Here is a 19,846-nt window from a genome sequence, read left to right on the forward strand (position 1 = left end):
AGTGCAATGCAACCCGCGGAGCCAGCCGCCGGCAACGTTTAGCGACTGGCCGTTGGCTCCATCCGACGACGCGTTCGCCGCAGACGCCGCAGCGCAGCGATATGCGAGCATTGCTCGTCCCGGCGATACAGGAACAGGATCAGCGAAGAAGGAAGAACAACCCGCCCACTGCCGCGGCCAGCGCAACATAGCCCGCGAGACGCGACAGACGGCGAATGATTCGCTCGACGGGATCATCGTCGTGCACCGGGCTCGACGACAGGTCCTGACGCTGCGCCAATGGAACGATCGGATCGTCCACGAACACGCCCATCCTCTCCCACGTGAATCGCTTGTTTAAGACAGGACGACCTATAGCCGAGATGAGCGGAGGAGTAAAACGCCTCGATCCAATCTGGCCGGGGCGATCCCGTTTCCCATTCCGAAACGAGCTACTGGGCAGCAGCGGCCTCTGCATCAACGTGGCACGATAGCCCCGGCAGAGCTCGCAATTGCCCTAAATGCTGCATGGCTGATGTCAGGGCGCATAGCCGTCCGGCGGTCTCTTGGACTGCAAGCGACTTGTCCGCTTTCAGGGCGCGAGTCCCTGAAAGCGGATGAAGGAGCATCAGCGAGCCGCCAGGTGCTGGCGGAAGAACGCGGCGAGCTTGTCGAAGGGGATAAGATTCGCCCGGTCGTACAGGTCGACGTGGCCGGCGCGTGGAACGATGAACAGTTCCTTCGGTTCGGCCGCCCGCTTGTAGGCGTCCTCGCTGAACTCGCGCGAGTGCGCCTGATCACCTGCGATGAACAGCATCGGACGGGGCGAGATCGTCTCGATATCGTTGAACGGGTAAAAATTGACGAAGCGGACCTCACTCGACAGCGTCCGGTTCTGGGTCTGCTCCAGCGTCCGGCCAGCGGGGATCGCGATGCCGCGGGGCGTGCGGTAGAAGTCCCAGAATTCGCGCGTGACCGGATCGGCATCTGCCCCCAATCGCACGGGCAGATAATTCTGGAAAATCGGCTTGCCGGTCGTGAATTCAGTATAGCGCTGCTCCGCCGCCTTCGCGAGCATGGCCTTGCGCTGCTCGACCGATACTGAATGACCCAGCCCATCGCGCGCGGCCGCGCCCATGTCATACATGCTGACCGTGGCGAGGGCCCTCAGCCTCGGGTCCATCTTCGCGGCGCTGATCGAGAAGCTGCCGCTCCCGCAAATGCCGAGCACCCCGATCCGCTCGCGGTCGATGAAGTCGCGGGTGCCGAGATAGTCGACCGCGGCACTGAACGCTTCCGTATAGTGTTCGGGCGCGACCAGATTGCGCGTCTCGCCCTCGCTCTCGCCCCAGAAGGGCAGGTCGATCGCCAGCGTCACGAACCCCTGCTCGGCCAGCTTCTGTGCATAGAGCATCGAGCTCTGCTCCTTCACCGCGCCCATCGGATGGCCGACGATGATCGCCGGACTCCGTCCGGCGGCATTCGCCTTGGGCGATACCAGGTTGCCCGTCACCCGCATGTTGTACTGGGTTCTGAACGTCACCTTCCGGATATCGACGGCATCGCTCTTGTAGAAATTGTCAGCACCGCTGGTCATGTCCCGGGCCTTCGCGAAATTCGGGGTGAAGAGTGAGATGCCGAGCGCCGCGGCACCAGCGCTGGCAAGGTGCAGCAACCGCCGCCGGCTGAGCGAAGGTGCGGGTTCGCGCTCTGGCGGAAGTGTGAGGTCGGCAAGGCTCATGAAATCGCTCCTTGTGGGGGCTGGAGAATGGCGGGTTCAGCGGTGGAGTGGCGTGCGATGGCGGTACCGACGAGGGCGGAGGCGCCGAGCAGGACCGCGCTGACAAGGAAGGTCGCCCGATAGCCGCCCGCATCGAACAGCAGGCCGCCTCCTGCGGTGCCGAGCGTAATCGCGAGCTGGATGACCGCGACCATCAGCCCGCCGCCCGCCTCGGCGTCGTTGGGCAGGGTTCGGGTCATCCATGTGCTCCAGGCAACGGGCATCGCAGTCCCGATGAGGCCCCAGATCGCGAGCAGAATCCCGGTCGGCAGCGGCACAGTGCCCAGCAGCACGAGCGCGACGGCAACCACCGCCATGGCAAACGGCCCAAATACCAGCGCCACGGTCAGATTCCTGGCAACGACGCGGCTGATCAGCCAGGTTCCGATCAAGCCCGCCCCGCCCATCACCAGCAGGATGAGCGACAGAAGCGATACGCTCACGCCCGTCGTGCTCTCCAGAAAGGGCCGCAGATAGGTGAACAGCGCGAACTGACCCGCGAACAGCAACGCGACCGCGACCATGCCGCTGGCGGCTTTCGGCAGGCGCAGCACGCCAAGCGTGCCGGCGCTGCGGACCGAGCGATCCGAAGGCATTGAAGGCAATGTGAGCCATTGCCACGCGAACGTGACCGCCGCGAACGGAACGACCACGAAGAACGCCCCGCGCCAGCCGATGAACTGACCGAGGAAGCTGCCGAGCGGGGCGGCGATCGTCGTCGCCAGCGCATTGCCGCCGTTGAGGATCGCCAGCGCGCGCGGCACCTGATCCTCCGGCACAAGGCGCATGACGGTAGCAATGGACAGCGACCAGAAGCCGCCGATGACGATGCCGAGCACCGCACGTCCGATCATCAGCACGGCATAGTTCGGGGCGAAGCTGACGAGCAGGCCCGAAAGCAGCATGAATATGGTGAGACCGAGCAGGACGGTGCGACGATCGATACCGCGCGTCAGCGATGCGATGGTCAGGCTGGTCAGCACGGCGAACAGCCCGGATACCGAGATCGCCTGCCCGGCCATACCTTCGCTCAGGTGAAGATCGGATGCGATCGGCGTCAGGAGGCTGACGGGCATGAATTCCGACGCGATCAGCGTCGATACGCACAGTGTCAGCGCGAACACCGAGCTCCAGCTTGCTGCTCGCGCAGGCGCGGCCTGCCACCCGGTGCCGGCCGGGGAAGAGGTCGTATCGATTTGCATGGCAGCTCAGATAGCGGCTGCATGTACGAGCAATTAGATGCTATAATCGGCATGCATCTTTAAGCAGTACTTCAAAATGTCCCGTTCCCAGCTCGCCGATCTTGGTGCCTTCATCGTGGTGGCGCGTGAACGCAGTTTCACGCGCGCGGCCGCGCAACTGGGCGTGTCCCCTTCCGCCCTCAGCCAGACCATGCGCGCGCTGGAGGAAAGGCTGGGCGTGCGCTTGTTGACCCGCACGACGCGCAGCGTCGCTCCGACCGACGCGGGCGAGCGGCTGATCGCGACGGTGGGCCCGCATCTGGAAGGAATCGAGATGGGCCTCGCGGACTTGACCGCGTTTCGCGACAAGCCCGCGGGTACGATCCGGATCACCGCTGTCGATCACGCGGCGGAAACCGTTCTCTGGCCCGCTCTTGCGACCTTCCTGGCGGCGTATCCGGACATTCAGGTCGATCTGATCGTAGACAACACGCTGCGGGACATCGTTGTCGAGCGTTTCGACGCCGGCATCCGGATGGGCGAACGCGTCGCCCGCGACATGATCGCCGTGCGGATCGGACCGGACCTCCGGATGGCCGCCGTCGCGGCGCCGGCCTATTTCAGGGAACATGGCAAGCCGAAGATCCCGCAGGATCTGGCGAACCATGTCTGCATCAATCTACGCCTGGCGACGCTGGGCGGGGTCTATGTCTGGGAGTTCGAAAAGGGGACGCGCGAGATCAATGTGCGCGTCGAAGGGCAGTTGACCGTCAACGACATCGTCGTGATCAGGAATGCCGCGCTCCATGGTCTCGGTATCGCCTTCATGCCCGAAGATGTGGCCCAGCCCCATCTCGATTCCGGCGACCTGATCCGGGTGCTGGCCGACTGGACGCCTCCATTTCCCGGTTACCACCTCTATTACCCCAGCCGTCGTCAGCAATCACCGGCCTTTGCGTTGCTGGTGGAGGCACTGCGCTATCGCGGCGACTAACGGGCATGCGGAGCTCCGCTGTTGGCGGCACGCAAACTTGCTTCGGGCGTCTCCCGCCGAGCAGAATCGGATGGCTCTAAAACGAGACACCGATCCCTGCGGCGATCGCATGACCGTCATAGCCGCCGCCGAACCGCCCGCCGTAGGAGACGCTGAACGCGGCGTTGCGCGCCAGCGGAATGCGGGCGCGAGCACCGACCATCAATGTGTCCGGTTCGCTCGGCCCGGTCATGTCGAGCAACCGGCCAGGCGCCGCGGCGAAGGCGACGGGAAGCGTCCGTTCGTCGCCGTCCAGGACGGCGAGATAGCGCGCCGAAGTGCCGACCGCGATGCCGCCGAAATCGCGGGCGACCTCGACACCGGCCGAGGCGCGCACCCGATCGACGCTCCGCTCCGCGGCGATCAGGCCGAGCGTGTCAGTTTCGGCGAAGGCCTCGGTCGACAGACGGAGGAAGTCGAGCGCCGCGACCGGGCGCACCATCCAGCCACCTGCCTCGATCGCATAGCCGAAATCTAGCGCGCCGCCGGTGACGCGAACATCATAGTCGGCACGCGAGGAGCCGATGATCGTGCGCAGCGTCCCGGCCTTGCCGAAGCCGTGAACCAGCGCCAGGCTGGCGGCGAACGGGCCGCTCTCGATCCTGAGGAGCGCGCCGAGTTGGGTCAGCTCGACATCGCCTTCCTCGTTGGCGCCCGGCACGCCGATGTCGAGATTGCCATGGTCGACTCCCAGCCCGAGCGTGATTCCCGGCGCGACCGCGACGCCGAAGCCGCCCGCGAATCCCCAGGCGTCCCGCCGCCCGCTCTGGTTCACCCGGAAGCGATAGACCTCGCCCCAACCTTCATTGCCGCCATTGACCGCCACCAGCCGCCCGAGCAGCCGCCCGCCGAGATCGAGCACGCCCGACTGGACCTCGGCATGGATCATGCCGACCGCGGCGACCTGGCCGGTCAGTTCATAGACCTCGCGCAGCGTCTCGGTGATCGTGTCGGTGCGCGTCTCGTTGACCGTGTAGGTAGTAGTGGTGATCATGTTGAACCCCTCGAGCGCATCGCCGAGGTTGAAGGCGGTGCCGCCGGTTGTGCAGGCCGGCCGAGTCGATGAGGGCAGAGACGAGACATTGCAGGTCGACAGTGCGCCGATCTGGAAAGTGGCCGGACCGAAAACGGTCTGCACGGTCTGCGTCGCCACGCCGGGTCCGGCGAGCGAGAAGGTGGTGGCCGAGCTGGTCGCGCTGGATGTTGTGGACGAGGTGCGGACCGGATCGCCGATGATCACGCCTGGGCCGCCTGCCGTCGTGATGGCTGCGCGCGCGGCCGTCAGGCCGTTCTGGACGGCGACGCTGTTGAACGCGGCGGCGAAGGTCTGATCATAAAGCGGCTGGCCGCCCAGCAGACGCCCGATGATCTGCGTCGAGAAGACATTCACCCGGTTGGTCGTGACGGCCGGCGCGTTGAAGACGAGCGCTTCGCGCGTGGAGGTGGTGAAGACCTGGTTGTTGGCCACTTCGAGGATCACGTTGCTGGTATCGTAGCGCAACAGTGCCGGCGTGTTCGGCGTTGTTGCCAGCGTGCTGAACGTGCCGCTGATCCCGCCGGCGGCGTTGAGCAAGGTGTAGGTACCGGCGGTGAAGACCGAGCCGGTCGCGAACGCCAGGAGGCTGCCGTTCAACGTCGCGGTACCGGTGACGTTGACGCGATCGCTGACGCCATTGCCGACATCGACCCGGAAGACGCTTCCCGTGCCGAAGGAGAGATTGCCGTTGACGGTCAGCGTGTTGATCGCGCCGTCGGCCATGTTGAGCGTACCGCTGCTGGTCATATTGCCCGAGAATGCGGAATCGCCTGTCCCGAGGTTCCACGTCCCCGAATTGGTCAGTTGCGACGCGGCGACCGAGGATCCGGTGACGTTGACCCTGCCGGTCATCGTGCCGCTGTTGGTCAGCGTGAAGGCGGTTCCGGCGGGTGTCCCCGCGACGGCCACGCCGCCGCTGAGCGTCCCGAAGTTCCGGATATCGACCGCGCCCGTCGCCCCCGCGCTTTGGAAAACCTGGATGCCCGTCTGATCGCCGCCGACGCTGCCGCCCGCGCGGATCGTGACACTGGCATTGCCGTTGGCAGGCTGAAGAATGATACCGGTGCCGCTGGCGGTGATGCTGCCGGAGAGGTCGGCCGCCAGCGAACCCGTGCCGGTCGGATTGAACCAGAGGCCGGCCCGGACGGCGCCGGTCGGCCCGGTCTGGCTGATCGCCGTGCCGGACGCCGTCGTGAAGCGGCTCTCGCCCCCAATAGGCACGAGTATGACGCCGACATTCGCGACGTTGATCGATGCGCCGCTGGTCAGCGCCACGTTGGCGCCGGCTTCCCGGCTGAAGGCGGTCAGTCCCGCCCCGGCCGAATAGCTGTTGGTCACCCGCGCATCGGTGGTGATCGAGAGCAGCGACGACACGCTATGTCCGGAACCAGCGGTGAGGGAGACGGAAATGCCGCCGTTCACGACTGTCCCGCCGGTCATGGTCAGGTTGATGCTGTCGGCGGCCTGGATGTCGAGCGCGCCCACGCCATTGTCCCGCCGTGTCGCGGTGATCGTGCCGCCCGCGAACCATGCATCGAGGCTGCTGTTCTCCGCGACCATGCGGATGCCCCCTTCGCCGCTGAACGTGGCGCTGACAGGAGCCGCCTGCGATCCGAACGTGACGGAATGCCCCAGACCGGACGCGTGGATCACGAGGGCGGTTGCCCCGACGAAACTAGAGACATCCACTGTGCCGTTGGTGGTGACGTTGCCATTGCCGGAATAGCGGATCGGACCGCTGTTGCTGCCGATGTTGAAACCATCGTTCTCGTCAGCATCGTTCCAGGCGACAGTGTGGCTGACCCTGCCGTTGTTGACGACATTGAGCGGCCGTGGCGTGGTGCTCGCGGGCTGGGTGCCATTGTACACGTACAACCCCCATCCGCTGATCGTGACGCCGCTGTTCACGGTCACGTTGAGCGGGGCTTCCAAAGCCTGGTAGTTCGCGTTGGTCGAGGGGTTGTTACCGCTCCGATTGACGCGGGAGTTGGTGATGGTGTCGCCGCAGGCCAGCGTCACCGTGCCGTCGGGTGCCGTCGTCGTTGCGCATTGCGCGAAAGCCGGATCGGCCATGACGAGCGCTGCCAATGAGGATGTCGCCGCGACGAGATGCCTCAACCGCAGCCCTTTCGCGATTTCGCCGATCGTCTTCGCCATGCCCCAGTCCCCCACTCTCATGCGTTTCCGAAAGACCAAGGCGCGATCCGCGGGCGGGACGGTTCAGCACGGTTGAAAAATATTTGCGGGGGCTGTTCCCCTTGCCGCCGCTATGCGAGCATTTGGCGGGGGTGGTCCTGTGGCGCAGCTTGACGCGGACGCATTGGCGATCGTCGAGGAATGCCTCGACCTGCCCGCGGGCGCCGCGCGCGATGCCCGCGTCCGGGCGCTGACCGGAGACCGGCCGGCGCTCCGCGCGCGCGTGGCGGAACTGCTTTCCCGCGCCGGCGACGATTTCCAGGCGCTCGCCACCCGAAATTTCGTCGCTACCAGTGTCGCGCCGTTGCCGATGCCCGAGCGGGTCGGCCCGTTCCGCATCACCAGGCTGATCGCCGAAGGCGGCATGGGCAGCGTCGTCCGCGGCGAGCGCGATGACGGCGTCTATGTCCAGACCGTCGCGATCAAACTGATCCGCGCCGACCTTTCCGCCGCCGACGCCGAAGGCCGCTTCGCCGAGGAGCGCCGGATCCTCGCCCGGCTCGACCATCCCGGCATCGCCCGGGTGGTCGATGGCGGCAGCCAGGACGGCCGGCCCTGGCTCGCCATCGAATATGTCGACGGCGAGGCGGTCACGACGGCGCTCGACCGTGCCGCCGCAGCGCGCGAACGGCGGCTCGCCGCCTTTCTCGATATTTGCGAGGCGGTCGCCTTCGCGCATCGTGCCCTTGTCGTCCACGCTGATATCAAGCCGGCCAATGTCGTGCTGCGCGCCGACGGCGTGGTGAAACTGCTCGATTTCGGAATCTCCCGGTTGATCGGAGAGATCGAGCCCGCCGAAACCGGCGCGCCCTATCCGCTGACCCCGGGCTATGCCGCGCCGGAGCGGGTCAAGGGCGGCGCTCCGACCGTCGCCGGGGATATTTACAGCCTCGGCGTCCTGCTCGACGCGCTTCTCAAGGATCAGGTCCGCGACGACGATCTGGACGCGATCGTCGCGCGGGCTCGCGCGCCCGCTCCCGCGGACCGCTATCCGGACGTTCCCGCGCTGGTCGCGGATCTGGGAGCCTATCAGGCGCATTTTCCGGTGGCGGCGCGGGCTTCGGTGGGGGCCGTCTATCGCGCCCGCAAGTTTCTGCGCCGGCATCGCACCGGCGCGATGATCACGACCGCCATCATCCTCCTGCTTGGTGCGGCGGCAATCGTCTCGACCATCCTCTATGTGCGCGCGGAGCAGGCACGGATCGAGGCTGAGCGGCGCTTCATGGAGGTGCGCGCGCTGTCGCGCTTCATGCTGTTCGACCTTTATGACGAGCTGGCAGACTCTCCCGGCACCTTGCCGAGCCGGCTCCGGCTCGCCGAGACCGCGCGCCGTTATCTGGAGCGGCTGCAAAGGGTCCCGGATGCGCCGGTCGACCTCCAGCTCGATATCGCGCGCGGCTGGCGGCGGCTGGCGGCGGTGGAAGGGCTGTCGGGCGTCTCGAGCCTTGGCCAGCCCGAGCGTGCCCGGCAGTCGCTTGATCGCGCCGAAGCTCAGGTTCGGGCGATTCTGGCCACAGATCCTGCCGACGCCGGCGCCCTCACCGAGGCCGGATGGGTCACGTTGGGGCGTTGGACGCTGCTCGGCAACGGACCGGACAGTGAAGCCACCACACGGCGCGCGGCGAGCTTGTTCGCGGCAGCCTTGCGGCGCGACCCCGGGCTGCCGGAGGCACGTCTCGGCCTGCTCACCGCGCGCCGCAATCGCGGCTATGATCTGCTCTGGTCCGATCGGCCGCGCTCTGCCGCCAGAGTCATTCGGGCCGCGCTTGCCGACCTGCGGCGCGCGCATTTCAGCGGCCGGCTCGAACGCGACGCCCGCGCGTTGGAAGCGAGCATGTTGAGCCGGATCGGCGATGCAGTCTATTATTCGGGCGACGTCGCCGGCGCGCTGCCCTGGTATCGCCAGCAAGACGCCCTCGTCCGCGCGCAACTGGCTCGCCACCCTTCGGCGGTCTGGACGGACAAGCTGGGCGAGGCGAAGTTCAACCTATCCGGGACGCTGGCCGAATTGCCCGGCCGCCGCGAAGAGGCGCTGGCGCAGGCACGCGAGGGCATAACCGCGCTGGAACGGACGCTGAGCTTCGGACCGGATGTCAATCTCGAGCGTCGCCTGTCGATCCTCTACGGCCAGGGCGCACTCGTGCTGAACGGCCTTGGCCGTCATGACGAAGCCGCCGCGATGTCGCGGTTGGGATTCTCCTTGCGCGCGGCACGGCTCACGCGGTCGCCCGGCGACCCCCAGCATCGTCGCGAGGTTGGTGTCGCGGGCGCCAATCACGCCAGAATATTGGCCGAGGCGGGTGCACGGGGCGAGGCCTGCGCCGCCGCGCGTGCCGCTGGGCAAGCGTGGGAGGCGCTCCGCGATGCCGGTGACCTCGGCGCGCGCGACGCCGAGAACGAAATCGCGCCGGTCACCACAGCCGTACGCCGCTATTGCTAGACGTTGATCCAGCAACGCTGGATCGGTTGCGGTGCCGGCCCGCTCCCCCACCCGGCCACCCAACGGCATCGTATGATATGGGTGGCCGGGTGGGGGAGCGGGCCAGCACCGCGATCAGCGAAGCTGAATCCCACTCTAGGCGGCCTTCAGCTCGCTCGCCAGCCAGAGCCGGGCGGTCTGCCATCGCCGCTTGATCGTCGATTCCGATGCCTGCGAAACGGCGGCGATTTCGGGGATGCCGAGACCGACGAAATAGCGCAGTTCGACCAGACGCGCGAGGTCGGGTGAAGCCGACTCCAGCTTGACCAAAGCCGCGTCGAGTGCCTCGACGTCGATGCCGACGGACGCGTCCATCGTGACCCTCACGGTCGGTGCTTGCCGCTTGGCACTGCGCTTCTTGCGGATCTCGTCCATCATCGCCTGACGCAGGATGCGCGCGCCGGTGGCGAAGAAATGTTGTCGATCGTGCCAGCTCATCCGGTCGAGCTGAACGATCCGCATCGCCGCCTCGTGGACCAGTTCGGTTGGCTGCAGGGTCAGGAACGAAGCCTCGCGGCGCAGCAGCCGCGCGGCGGCTGCGCGCAGCTCATCGTAGAGATCGCTCAACATCCGATCTCGGTCGCTGTCGCTCGGATCACTCATGCACGCCATGGAATATCGGGCAACGGCTGTTTTGGGGAAGCGAAACTTTCTGTAGCGGCGGTGGACTGGGCGTCCGGGATGAGGGCCCTGGCCGTCATCTTGCCCTGTCAAGCGCAATCCGGGAGCCCAGCACCAACGCCACCGCGCCCACCGCCTAGGTACAACCTGTCCGCGGCGGCCGCGAGCTCACTACCAGCCGATCGTCAGGCCCGCGGTCCCGCTCCAGCGGCGGCTTCGTGGCCCATCGATCTCGAAGCCGTAATCGCCCCTGGCATGGACCGCCACGTTTCCGCCGAAACGCGCGACAAAGCCCAGCCCGACCTCGGCTTCGTTGCGGTCGAGCTCGGTGCGGATAGGGTTGGCACCAAAACGGGTGTCCTGCTTCCCGGAGAAGCCCTTCCACAGGCTGGCATGGAGATAGGGGTGCAATCGCCGCCCCTCGTCGCCATAGTCCCCCTGCAGACGCAGGCCGAGGCGTCCGGTCCATGACTGGCCCGCGGCAAAATCGACCGTGGAGAATGAGTCCACGCCGTCGTCGAGCGTAATCCGCTGCCAGACGATCTGCGCCTGCGGCTCCAGCGTCCAGCGACCGGATAGCGCGAGCGGATAGCCCGCCTCGAGCGAGGCAGCCCAGCCGCGGCCATCGACATCGACGCCGAGCCCGGTGCTGGCGACAGTCTCGCCGTCGAACCAGCTGTGCATCCCCACGGCATCGACATACCAACCGCTGTCGCCAACCAGCGTGACATAGCCGCCGACACTGGTGCTCTTGAGGTCGGCATGGCCGACGGTGAGGTTGTTCCAGCCCAGCGCGCGACCGCGCACAATACCGTCGGTACCCGTCCGCCCGACAAAGGCGCCAAGGCGCGCGTTGACGCCCCCCTCCTCGCCCCAGCCGACCAGGTCCTGCCCGATCTGGAAGCCGGTGAGATCGCCGTCGAACGAGGGGGCGACATCGCCCTTCCAACCGATCTCACTAGCTTCGGCGAATACGCGCCCCCAGGTCGCCGGAAGCACCCCGCCGCCGCGAAGCAGCCCCTGCTCGCCCCGACGCTCATGGAAGGTACCGAGCGTCGCCGCAGCGAGACGGTGCGCGATCGGCACCGCGGCGACATAGACCGGTACCTCGGGGCGGTAGAGCGGCACGAGCTCCGCCACCACGGGCGTCGCGCCCGGCGTCGGTGGTTCGACCACGACCGTCGGAACGGGCGAGGGCACCGGCGCGGGTTCCTCCGGCGGCGCGGGCGGTGCGGGCGGTGGCGCGGGCGGCGGTGCGGGCGGTGGCGCAGGCGTCGGCGGCGGCGCCGGATCGGTCACGGTCACCGGCGGCGCGGGATCGACCGGATTGGGATCGACCGGGGTCGGCTCGGGCGGCAGTGGTGGCGGTGGCGGAGCCGGCGGCGGCGGCAGCGCCGGCGGTTCGGGCGGCGCCGGCGCAGGTGGCGGCGGCAGCGGGGTGAGCGCCGGCGGAGCCGGGGCAGGCTCGGGCGGCGGTGTCGCGGCGGGCGGAGTCACCAGCGTCGAGCGCAGATACCAATTGTCGGTGGTACCCGCCGAAACGCCGCCCTTGAACAGATAATATTCGAAGGCACCGACCGCGACACGATGGTTGAGCGAGAAGGCGCCGCTGGCCGTCGTCCCGCCGTTGATCGCTTCGACCACCAGGATGCCATTCTGCGTCGTCGACGCCCCGCTTCCCCCGGCGTTCAAGATCGTGACGCTGGTTGCCCCCGTCGCCGAGCCGCCGTCGATCACCAGCCTGTCCGATGCCGACGTGTCGTTGCCCAGCACGGTATTGAGCAGCAGCAGCCCGCCATTGCCCACATAATCGCCGCGCACGGTGAAGCGGTCCCCCGCCCCGCCGCTGCCGTTGGTGAGGTCGATACGGCCGGCATTGATCAGCCGAGCGCGCTGGCCGGCGGTAAAGGCGGCGATGCCTCCGTTCGCGCCGCCGCCGAAGATCGTGCTCGATGCATCGAGCGTCATGACGCCGGTCCCGGTCCCGGCATCGCCGAGTGTCAGGAAGCGGTCGAATGTCAGTTCGGTGTCGTTCGTCGCGTCGATGCGCTCCCAGCCGTCGAACCGTGCAACGTTGTTGGTCGTGATGTTGGCAAAAACCAGGGAATCCATTCCCTCGCCGCCCGCGATCCGCGGGCTGCGGCCCAGATTGGCATCGGTCAGATTGGTGAGCTGCGCGCTGTCGTTGTCGCCGCCCAGATCGACGGTCCCGTGGACCACGCCGCCGCCGTTCCAGACGAAGCGGTCGGTGCCGACACTCAGCAGCACGTCGCCGCCGATCGATCCGCCAGTGACGGTGACGCTGTCGGTGCCGCCGGACACGCTGATGTTGCCGCCGATCGTCCCGCCCGACACAATGATCGTGTCGTTGCCGAACCCGGTGACGAGGTTGCGGTCGATCGTGCCGCCCGACATGTCGAACAGATTGTCCGCCAGCTTCATGTTGACTCGGCCGATGCGGCCGCCGGTCATCACCGCATGATCGCCATCGTCAAAGGCATCGACGATCCGTCCGCCGGACATGACGAACGTGTCGAGCGCGCCGCCCTGGTTGAGCGTGTTGATCTCGCCACCGGTCATCGCGAAATGATCGACGCCTTCGCCCTGCTGCACCTGACCAGCGACGATTCCCGCGCTGATCTCGAACCGGTCGTCGCCATTGCCCTGGTCGATCGAGCCATTGACCCGGCCCGAAGCCATGATCACGGTGTCGGCACCGCCCCCGAAGGTCACATTGCCATCGATCGTCCCGCTTCCGCCCGCGGGAAGCGTGAGGCGGTTGTTCCCGCCAGGATCGTTGAGCCCGCCGGGATCGGTGCCGCTATCGCAGATATAGATATCGTCGCCGGGGGTCGGCGTGAGGACGCAGTCGGCACGGGCGGGCGATGCCATGCAGAACGCCATGCCAGCAGCCGTGCAAAGCAGAACATGCTTGTGGCCGGCAACCAGCCCGACCGAACAACGCTGCGATACGCGCAAGATCATGAGCACTCTCCCCTATTGGGTCGACTGCCCCCCTATTTTGCCCTTAGATACGAGAGCGTTACCAAATTACCAATTTGCGCGACGACGGCGGACTCGCGGCCACTTTCGGGTGCTTGATCACTAGAAGCTTGTGCCCGTGGCAAGCAGGGCGCTGGCTATGGGGCCGCTTCGCTGATTTCCTGAACAACCCCTCCGTGGTGCGGCATGGACTTCCGGGCCTTGCGGAAATTGTGTCTTCATTGACGGAAACACCGATCGCCAAGCTCTATACGCACGAGAGAGGAGAGGAACGACGGAACGGGAGGCGCTTGCCGAATGGGTGGGGCGGGAGATCCTGCCCCATGAACGCGAGCTGCGGATCTGGCTCCGGCGGCGGCTCGTGGCTGCCGCCGACGTGGAGGATGTGGTGCAGGAATGTTACTGTCGGCTCGCGCAGCTTTCCGATGTTTCCCACATCACGGTGCCGCGCGCCTATCTCTTCACCATGGCCCGCAACTTCGCCGAGCAGCAGCGGAAGCGCGCCCGTGTGGTGCGGATCGAGTCCCTGACTGATGCAGCGGAGGCGCAACTGGAAAGCGACCCTTTGTCTCCGGACCGGGTCGCCAGCGCCCGGCAGGAGCTGGGACGCGTGCAGGCGGCGCTTGCTACGCTTTCGGATCGCGCGCGGCAGATCTTCATCATGCGCAGGGTCGAAGGCCTTTCGCAGAAGGAAATCGCGCAGGCCCTTGGCGTGAGCGAAACGATTGTCGAGAACGAAGCAAGTCGCACGCTGCGCGCGGTCGTGCGACTGCTGACCCATGCCGAGACAGAGGACGATGTGAGCACGGGAGGTGTCAGCCATGCACGATCCCGTTGAAGATGCCGCCGCCCGCTGGGCCCTGCGCCATCCGCTCGACGCCGCCGGACAGGTTGAGCTCGATGCATGGCTGGCACAGGACCCTCGCCGCGCCGGCGCATTGCTCCGCGCGCAGGCCGCGCTGAGTGCAATCGATCGCGCATTGGCACCCGATCCCGCCGAAACCGCGCACGAACTCCCGGCGCCGCACCCCACACGCCGATGGATGCTTATGGGAGCGGGCGGCGCGGTTGCCGCGTCAATCGCCGGTCTCGTCGGCTGGTCCCAGCTGGCCGGCGCGCGAGTCACCACCGAACGCGGTGAAATCCGGCGCCTGCCGCTAGCCGATGGCTCGGTCGCGACGATCGACACGAACAGCGCGTTGCGGGTCGTACTCGGCGACGACCGACGCCGCATCGCGCTCGACAAGGGCCAAGCCTATTTTCAGGTCGCCAAGGATCGCAAGCGCCCCTTCATCGTCGATGCCGGGATCGCCCAGGCGCGCGCGCTCGGCACCGCCTTCTCCGTGCGGCGGACTGAAGACGGCGTGCAGGTGGCGGTGACCGAGGGCATCGTCGGTGTCTGGGCCGGCAATGACAGTGGCGCGATGACCATCCTTCAGGCCGGGCAATACGCCACCTTCCGGCAAGGCCAGTCCGCGCCGGTGACCGGCACCGCTCCTGCTGCGATCGAGCGTTCGCTGGCCTGGCGCGGCGGCGAGATCGCGCTGGAGAACGACACGCTGGGTAACGCCGTGGCCCAGTTCAACCGCTACAATCGTCAGCAATTGATCCTCGCCGATCCGGACTTGGCCGGAGAGCGGCTGGTCGGCCTGTTCCGTCTCGACAACCCTGCGGCCTTTGCCGAAACGCTGGCCGTTTCACACCAGGTCAGCGTCACCATGACCCCTTCGGATATCCGGCTGAGCCGAAAAAAGATCGCCTCACCCTGACGGAAAAGAACCAGCCCCGACTCTTGTCAGTCGAGAGCGTACCGAAAAACGGACGCCCGATATGGGGAGGATCGAATGACTAACCTGCGTTCGTGTTTGCTGGCATCCGCGGCGCTTGCCTGCGGGCTCTCGATACCCACCGAGGCCGCTGCACAGGTCCGGCGCTTCGACATCCAGCCTCAAGATGCCCGAACCGGCATCCCGCTCTTCGCACACCAGGCCGGGGTCCAGATCCTGGCCTCCGGAACGGTCACGGACGGAATCCGGGTCAACCGTGTTCAAGGGTCGATGGAGGTATCCGCCGCATTGCAGATGCTGCTGGCGGGCACCGACCTTGTCCCCATCAGGGTCGGGCGCGCCATCGCGCTGAAGCGGCGATCGTCCGCACCGGCCGTCCGCACCACCGCGGCAGCGGCGCCCGAAACCTATGCCGCCCAGTCCCCTGAGCCGGCGCAGGACAGCACGGAGCCGGCGCCAGACGCGGCGCAAGAGGTCGTCGTCACCGGTATCCGCGCCTCGCTGCAGGAATCGATCGCGGCCAAGCGGGCAGCGGATTCGATCGTCGACGTGATCAGCGCACAGGATATCGGCAAGCTGCCCGACCAGAATGTCGCCGAAGCGATGAGCCGTGTGACCGGTGTCCAGATCAGCCGGCGCGAGGGTGACGGCTCCAACTTCACGATCCGCGGCATCTCGCAGAACCGGCTCGAGATCAACGGCCGCAACTATATCGGGCCGGGCAATGGTGGAAATGCCGCGCTGGAATCGGTCAGCCCCGAGATCCTCTCCTCAATCGTTGTGGCCAAGTCGCCAACCGCGGACATGCCCGAAGGCGCGCTCGGCGCGACCGTCAACCTCAAGACCAAGCGCCCGTTGGACCTTGCGGATCTGGTCGTCGCCGGTCGCCTTCAGGGCGCCCATGCCGATCAGGCGGATCATATCGGCTATCGCGGATCGGCGATGGTCTCGAAGCGCTTTGGCGACCGGTTCGGTCTGCTCGCCAGCGTCGCCTACTCGGACACGAAGACGCGCGGCCATTCGTTCGACGCGGGCGGCTGGACACGGACCAATGCGATCGACGGCAATGGCGATGGGATCGACGATCCCGGGCTGTTCCGGCCCAATCGCTTCATGGCGCGGATATTCGACCGAGCCGAGCAGCGCCTGACCGTCAACGGCACCGCGCAATGGCGGCCGACCGACACGCTCGAGATTATCCTCGACGCCACGTTCAATCACCTCAAGCGCCAGCGCAACAGCGTCAATTATCAGGTGCTGTTCAACAACAACGACACGGCAGCCGTGGTCAACGACCAGGGCACGGTGGTCGCCGGCACCTTTCAAGGCGTGACGGTACGGCCGCTGATCTATGACGAGCCGACCGATCTCAAATCCACCCTGCTCGGCGGATCGCTGAAGTGGGAGAAGGATCGGGCACGCATCCGCTTCGACATGTCCTATGCGCACGGCAAGGGCAGCGACGGCGGACCCGGCGCCTCCTTCACTTATGTCGTCGTGCCGCGCGCCGGCAATACCGCCAATGCAAGCTACGATTTCCGCAGCGGCAATCCCGTACCCGACCTGTCGATCGACGCCAACTTCAACCCCAATGATCCCGGCCAGTACCAGCTGCTTTCGGTCTTCGACTATGACGCGGTGACCGAGAATCGCGGCTATGATGCGCGGCTCGACTGGGGGTATGACACCGACTGGGGCATCCTCTCGTCAGTCGAGGCCGGCGTCCGCTACGAGCGGGTCGAACTGCTTGCCGCCGATCCGCAGAACCTCCCGGTCGCGGCGAGCCTGCTCGCGAGGGGAGACCGCAACGGCGACGGCATTCTCACCATCGATGAGTTGCCCGGGCTGAGCTACAGCACGGCTCCCGCCCACTTCTTTCCCGGCACAAACGGCACGTTTCCGCGCGATCTGCTCGGCGGAACGCTCGACAAGCGCGTTGCCCGCGACGGCTTCGGGCTGATGGCACCCGATCCCTACGACACCTCGATCACTGTCGGCCCGACCTCGATCAAGGACGTCAGGCAGGAGACGCTCGGCGCTTATGTGAAGGGCAATTTCAAGGGCACGATCGGGGGCACGCGCTACAGCGGCAATCTCGGCCTGCGCTATATCGACACGGCGCGTGCGACGACCGGCTTCCTGTCACCCACGGCTACCACCGTGGTGAAGGCCGATTTCGGCTACTGGCTGCCGAGCGCAAACCTGTCGATCGACTTCAATGAGGATCTGACGCTCCGCCTCGCCGGCGCCAAGGTCGTTGCGCGGCCGGGCCTCAACCAGGTCAGCGCGAGCTTCGTCCCGAACACGGTTTCGATGACCGGATCGCGCGGCAATCCCAACCTGCGCCCGTTCGAGGCGCTTCAGGCGGACGCGACGCTCGAATGGTATTTCGCCCCGGCCAGTTCGCTCACCGGCGCGCTGTTCTACAAGAAGGTCGACTCCTTCACGGTGACCACCGTCACGCGCGAATTTGTGCCGGGCTTTTCCGAACGCTTCGGCCTGTTCGACATCTCGCAGCCGCAGAATGGCGAGGACGGCACGATCCAGGGCTTCGAACTCGCCTATCAACACGCCTTCCGCTTCCTGCCCGCGCCGTTCGACAATCTCGGCGTGCAGCTCAACTACACCTATGTCGACAGCAAGACCCCGCTTGTCGACGCGATTACCGGCGAGCGCCTGCCCCTGCCCGGCCTGTCGCGCGACAGCTATACGCTGATCGGCTATTATGAGGACGACACCTTCTCGCTCCGTGCGGCCTATACCTATCGCAGCAAATATCTGAACTCGGTGGGCGGCGCGGCGAGCGGCGGCAATACCTATGTCGACGGGCGCGGGCAGCTCGATGCCTCAGCGCAGATCAACCTGACACCCAATGTCCGTCTGACGGTCGAGGGCATCAACCTCACCAAGGCGATCGACCGGCAATATCTGGGCGAGCCCGATCGCCTGACGTTCACCGCGCGCGAGGATCGCCGGATCTTCTTCGGCATTGCAGCGAACTTCTGAGAGCGGGGAACGATATGAACCGGAACCTGCTTCGCCGGCTGGCCGCAACCGCTGCCTGCCTGATCCCTGCCGCGGCCGGACTTTCCGCCCCTGCAGCCGCCGAGCCGTCGACGCCGATGCGCGCCGACATCGTCATCTATGGCTGCACCTCGGGCGGGGTCATTGCCGCGATCGAAGCGCGGAGATTGGATCGCTCGGTGCTACTCGTCTGCACCGCCGGCTACCTTGGCGGGATGACCACCAACGGGCTTGGCTGGTCGGATACCGGCCAGCATCGTGCGATCGGCGGACTCTCGCGCGAATTCTATCGCCGGGTGAAGCGATATTATGACGATCCCGCCGTGTGGATCTGGTCGGAGCGTCCCGCCAAAGCCACCGAGAACTTCGTCGACGACGATGCGATGTGGCAGTTCGAACCCAAGGTCGCCGAACGCATCTTCGAGGACTGGGTGCGCGAGGCCGGCGTGACGGTGGTCCGCAACCAGCCGCTGCAGCGCGATCGCAGGGGCGTCACGCGCAAGGGCAACCGGATCGTCGCCTTCCAATCGAAGACCGGCCAGCGCTTCGAGGGCGCGATGTTCATCGACGCGACCTATGAAGGCGACCTGATGGCCGGCGCCGGCGTCTCCTTCGCCACCGGCCGCGAGGCGAACAGCCAATATGGCGAGACGCTGAACGGCGTGCAGCTCAAGAACACGACCAACCACCAGTTCACGCTCGACATCGACCCCTATCGCGTGCCCGGCGATCCCGCGAGCGGCCTGGTACCGCGGATCAGCGGCAACACCGTCGGGCCGCACGGCAGCGCCGACAAGAAGATCCAGGCCTACACCTTCCGCATGTGCCTGACCGACGTGCCCGCCAATCGCGTCCCCCTCCCCAGGCCGCGCGGCTATGATGCGAGCCAGTACACGCTGCTCAAGCGCTATATGGATGCGGGTTATCGCGACTTCTTCCGCAAGTTCGATCGCATCCCGAATGGCAAGACCGACACCAATAATTTCGGCGCCTTCTCATTCGACAATATCGGCATGAACTATGGTTATCCGACGGGCACCGACGCGGAGCGCGCCGCGATCGTCGCGGAGCATGTCACCTATCAGCAAGGCCTGCTCTGGTTCATGGCCAACGACGCCAGCGTTCCGGCGGAGACGCGCGCGGAAATGTCGAAATGGGGTCTGTGCAAGGACGAGTTCGCCGGCAACGGCCACTGGCCGCGCGAAGTCTATGTCCGCGAAGCCCGGCGGATGGTCTCCGATTTCGTGATGGCCGAACCGCATCTGCGCGGCAGCAAACCGACCCCCAAGCCGATCGGCATGGGCTCGTACAACATGGATTCGCATAATGTGCAGCGCATCGTCGACGCCCGCGGCTTCGCGCGCAACGAGGGCAATATCGAGATCAGCCCCGGCCGTGCTTACCCGATCAGCTATGCCGCGATCATCCCGAAGCGGAGCGAGGCGAGCAACTTGCTGGTGCCGGTGGCACTGTCCGCATCACACATCGCCTATGGTTCGATCCGGATGGAGCCGGTGTTCATGATCCTCGGCGAATCCGCCGCGGCCGCGGCCTCGCTCGCCATCGCGAGCGGTCGCCCGGTGCAGGATATCGACTACGCCGGGTTGCGTGAACGGTTGATCGCCAACGGGCAGATACTGAGTCTGCCCGAAGACGCGACAGACGAATGAGCAGCTTCCGGATGGGCGCACGGCTTCGCGCCTGATCTGGCGGGAATGTCCCGCCAG

12 protein-coding genes are annotated in these 19,846 nt (G+C 66.3%); 6 read left to right on the forward strand and 6 right to left on the reverse strand.

The annotated features are described in order from the left end of the window. Nucleotides 1-139: 139 nt before the first annotated feature. From AC07TU_RS18530 to AC07TU_RS18540, 3 genes are all read right to left on the reverse strand, one after another. Nucleotides 140-313 carry a hypothetical protein gene (locus tag AC07TU_RS18530; protein WP_495189409.1) on the reverse strand — a complete coding sequence of 58 codons (174 nt, stop codon included), beginning with the start codon at nucleotides 311-313 and terminating at the stop codon, nucleotides 140-142. A 294-nt stretch (nucleotides 314-607) separates the two neighbouring features. Further along, entirely contained in the window at nucleotides 608-1,720 is a 1,113-nt protein-coding gene (locus AC07TU_RS18535) for an alpha/beta hydrolase (protein WP_495189410.1), read from the reverse strand. Further along, nucleotides 1,717-2,961, reverse strand: coding sequence for an MFS transporter (locus tag AC07TU_RS18540; RefSeq protein WP_495189411.1), 1,245 nt, complete (start codon nucleotides 2,959-2,961; stop codon nucleotides 1,717-1,719). The genes AC07TU_RS18535 and AC07TU_RS18540 overlap by 4 nt, the downstream gene beginning before the upstream one ends. A gap of 76 nt (nucleotides 2,962-3,037) precedes the next feature. Between AC07TU_RS18540 and AC07TU_RS18545 the strand changes: the two genes are divergently transcribed. Further along, complete coding sequence (locus AC07TU_RS18545) at nucleotides 3,038-3,934, forward strand: LysR family transcriptional regulator (RefSeq protein ID WP_495189412.1); 897 nt, start codon at nucleotides 3,038-3,040, stop codon at nucleotides 3,932-3,934. 76 nt (nucleotides 3,935-4,010) lie between these two features. On the opposite strand, the gene AC07TU_RS18550 is transcribed toward AC07TU_RS18545, so the two are convergent. Beyond that, the gene (locus AC07TU_RS18550; RefSeq protein WP_495189413.1) at nucleotides 4,011-7,166 is read right to left on the reverse strand and encodes an autotransporter outer membrane beta-barrel domain-containing protein; all 3,156 of its coding nucleotides are present in this window, start codon (nucleotides 7,164-7,166) and stop codon (nucleotides 4,011-4,013) included. 139 nt (nucleotides 7,167-7,305) lie between these two features. Between AC07TU_RS18550 and AC07TU_RS18555 the strand changes: the two genes are divergently transcribed. Further along, a complete protein-coding gene (locus AC07TU_RS18555; RefSeq protein ID WP_495189414.1) occupies nucleotides 7,306-9,645 on the forward strand; it encodes a protein kinase domain-containing protein in 2,340 nt (779 codons plus the stop codon). A gap of 135 nt (nucleotides 9,646-9,780) precedes the next feature. Here the strand turns inward: AC07TU_RS18555 and AC07TU_RS18560 are convergent, their stop codons facing one another. Then, a complete protein-coding gene (locus AC07TU_RS18560; protein ID WP_495189415.1) occupies nucleotides 9,781-10,287 on the reverse strand; it encodes an ECF-type sigma factor in 507 nt (168 codons plus the stop codon). Nucleotides 10,288-10,476: 189 nt separating this feature from the next. Further along, entirely contained in the window at nucleotides 10,477-13,197 is a 2,721-nt protein-coding gene (locus AC07TU_RS18565) for an autotransporter family protein (protein ID WP_495189416.1), read from the reverse strand. Between the two features lie 412 nt (nucleotides 13,198-13,609). Between AC07TU_RS18565 and AC07TU_RS18570 the strand changes: the two genes are divergently transcribed. The 4 genes from AC07TU_RS18570 (at nucleotide 13,610) to AC07TU_RS18585 (ending at nucleotide 19,789) form a co-directional block, all read left to right on the forward strand. After that, nucleotides 13,610-14,146 carry an RNA polymerase sigma factor gene (locus tag AC07TU_RS18570; RefSeq protein WP_495189417.1) on the forward strand — a complete coding sequence of 179 codons (537 nt, stop codon included), beginning with the start codon at nucleotides 13,610-13,612 and terminating at the stop codon, nucleotides 14,144-14,146. Beyond that, nucleotides 14,130-15,077: a FecR family protein gene (locus AC07TU_RS18575; protein ID WP_495189418.1), complete on the forward strand. Its 948-nt coding sequence runs from the start codon at nucleotides 14,130-14,132 to the stop codon at nucleotides 15,075-15,077. The genes AC07TU_RS18570 and AC07TU_RS18575 overlap by 17 nt, the downstream gene beginning before the upstream one ends. A gap of 75 nt (nucleotides 15,078-15,152) precedes the next feature. Further along, the gene (locus AC07TU_RS18580; protein WP_495189419.1) at nucleotides 15,153-18,101 is read left to right on the forward strand and encodes a TonB-dependent receptor; all 2,949 of its coding nucleotides are present in this window, start codon (nucleotides 15,153-15,155) and stop codon (nucleotides 18,099-18,101) included. A gap of 14 nt (nucleotides 18,102-18,115) precedes the next feature. Beyond that, nucleotides 18,116-19,789 carry an FAD-dependent oxidoreductase gene (locus tag AC07TU_RS18585; RefSeq protein ID WP_495189420.1) on the forward strand — a complete coding sequence of 558 codons (1,674 nt, stop codon included), beginning with the start codon at nucleotides 18,116-18,118 and terminating at the stop codon, nucleotides 19,787-19,789. The last annotated feature ends 57 nt before the right edge of the window (nucleotides 19,790-19,846 follow it).

The organism is Sphingomonas sp. GW821-FHT03E12 (genome assembly GCF_059420685.1).

Excerpts from the sequence above, each read along its gene's own strand:
- AC07TU_RS18550 (WP_495189413.1), bottom strand. The coding sequence starts at position 7,166 with ATGGCGAAGACGATCGGCGAAATCGCGAAAGGGCTGCGGTTGAGGCAT.
- AC07TU_RS18540 (WP_495189411.1), bottom strand. The coding sequence starts at position 2,961 with ATGCAAATCGATACGACCTCTTCCCCGGCCGGCACCGGGTGGCAGGCC.
- AC07TU_RS18580 (WP_495189419.1), top strand. The coding sequence starts at position 15,153 with ATGACTAACCTGCGTTCGTGTTTGCTGGCATCCGCGGCGCTTGCCTGC.
- AC07TU_RS18585 (WP_495189420.1), top strand. The coding sequence starts at position 18,116 with ATGAACCGGAACCTGCTTCGCCGGCTGGCCGCAACCGCTGCCTGCCTG.
- AC07TU_RS18530 (WP_495189409.1), bottom strand. The coding sequence starts at position 313 with ATGGGCGTGTTCGTGGACGATCCGATCGTTCCATTGGCGCAGCGTCAG.
- AC07TU_RS18565 (WP_495189416.1), bottom strand. The coding sequence starts at position 13,197 with ATGGCATCGCCCGCCCGTGCCGACTGCGTCCTCACGCCGACCCCCGGC.
- AC07TU_RS18545 (WP_495189412.1), top strand. The coding sequence starts at position 3,038 with ATGTCCCGTTCCCAGCTCGCCGATCTTGGTGCCTTCATCGTGGTGGCG.
- AC07TU_RS18560 (WP_495189415.1), bottom strand. The coding sequence starts at position 10,287 with ATGAGTGATCCGAGCGACAGCGACCGAGATCGGATGTTGAGCGATCTC.
- AC07TU_RS18575 (WP_495189418.1), top strand. The coding sequence starts at position 14,130 with ATGCACGATCCCGTTGAAGATGCCGCCGCCCGCTGGGCCCTGCGCCAT.
- AC07TU_RS18535 (WP_495189410.1), bottom strand. The coding sequence starts at position 1,720 with ATGAGCCTTGCCGACCTCACACTTCCGCCAGAGCGCGAACCCGCACCT.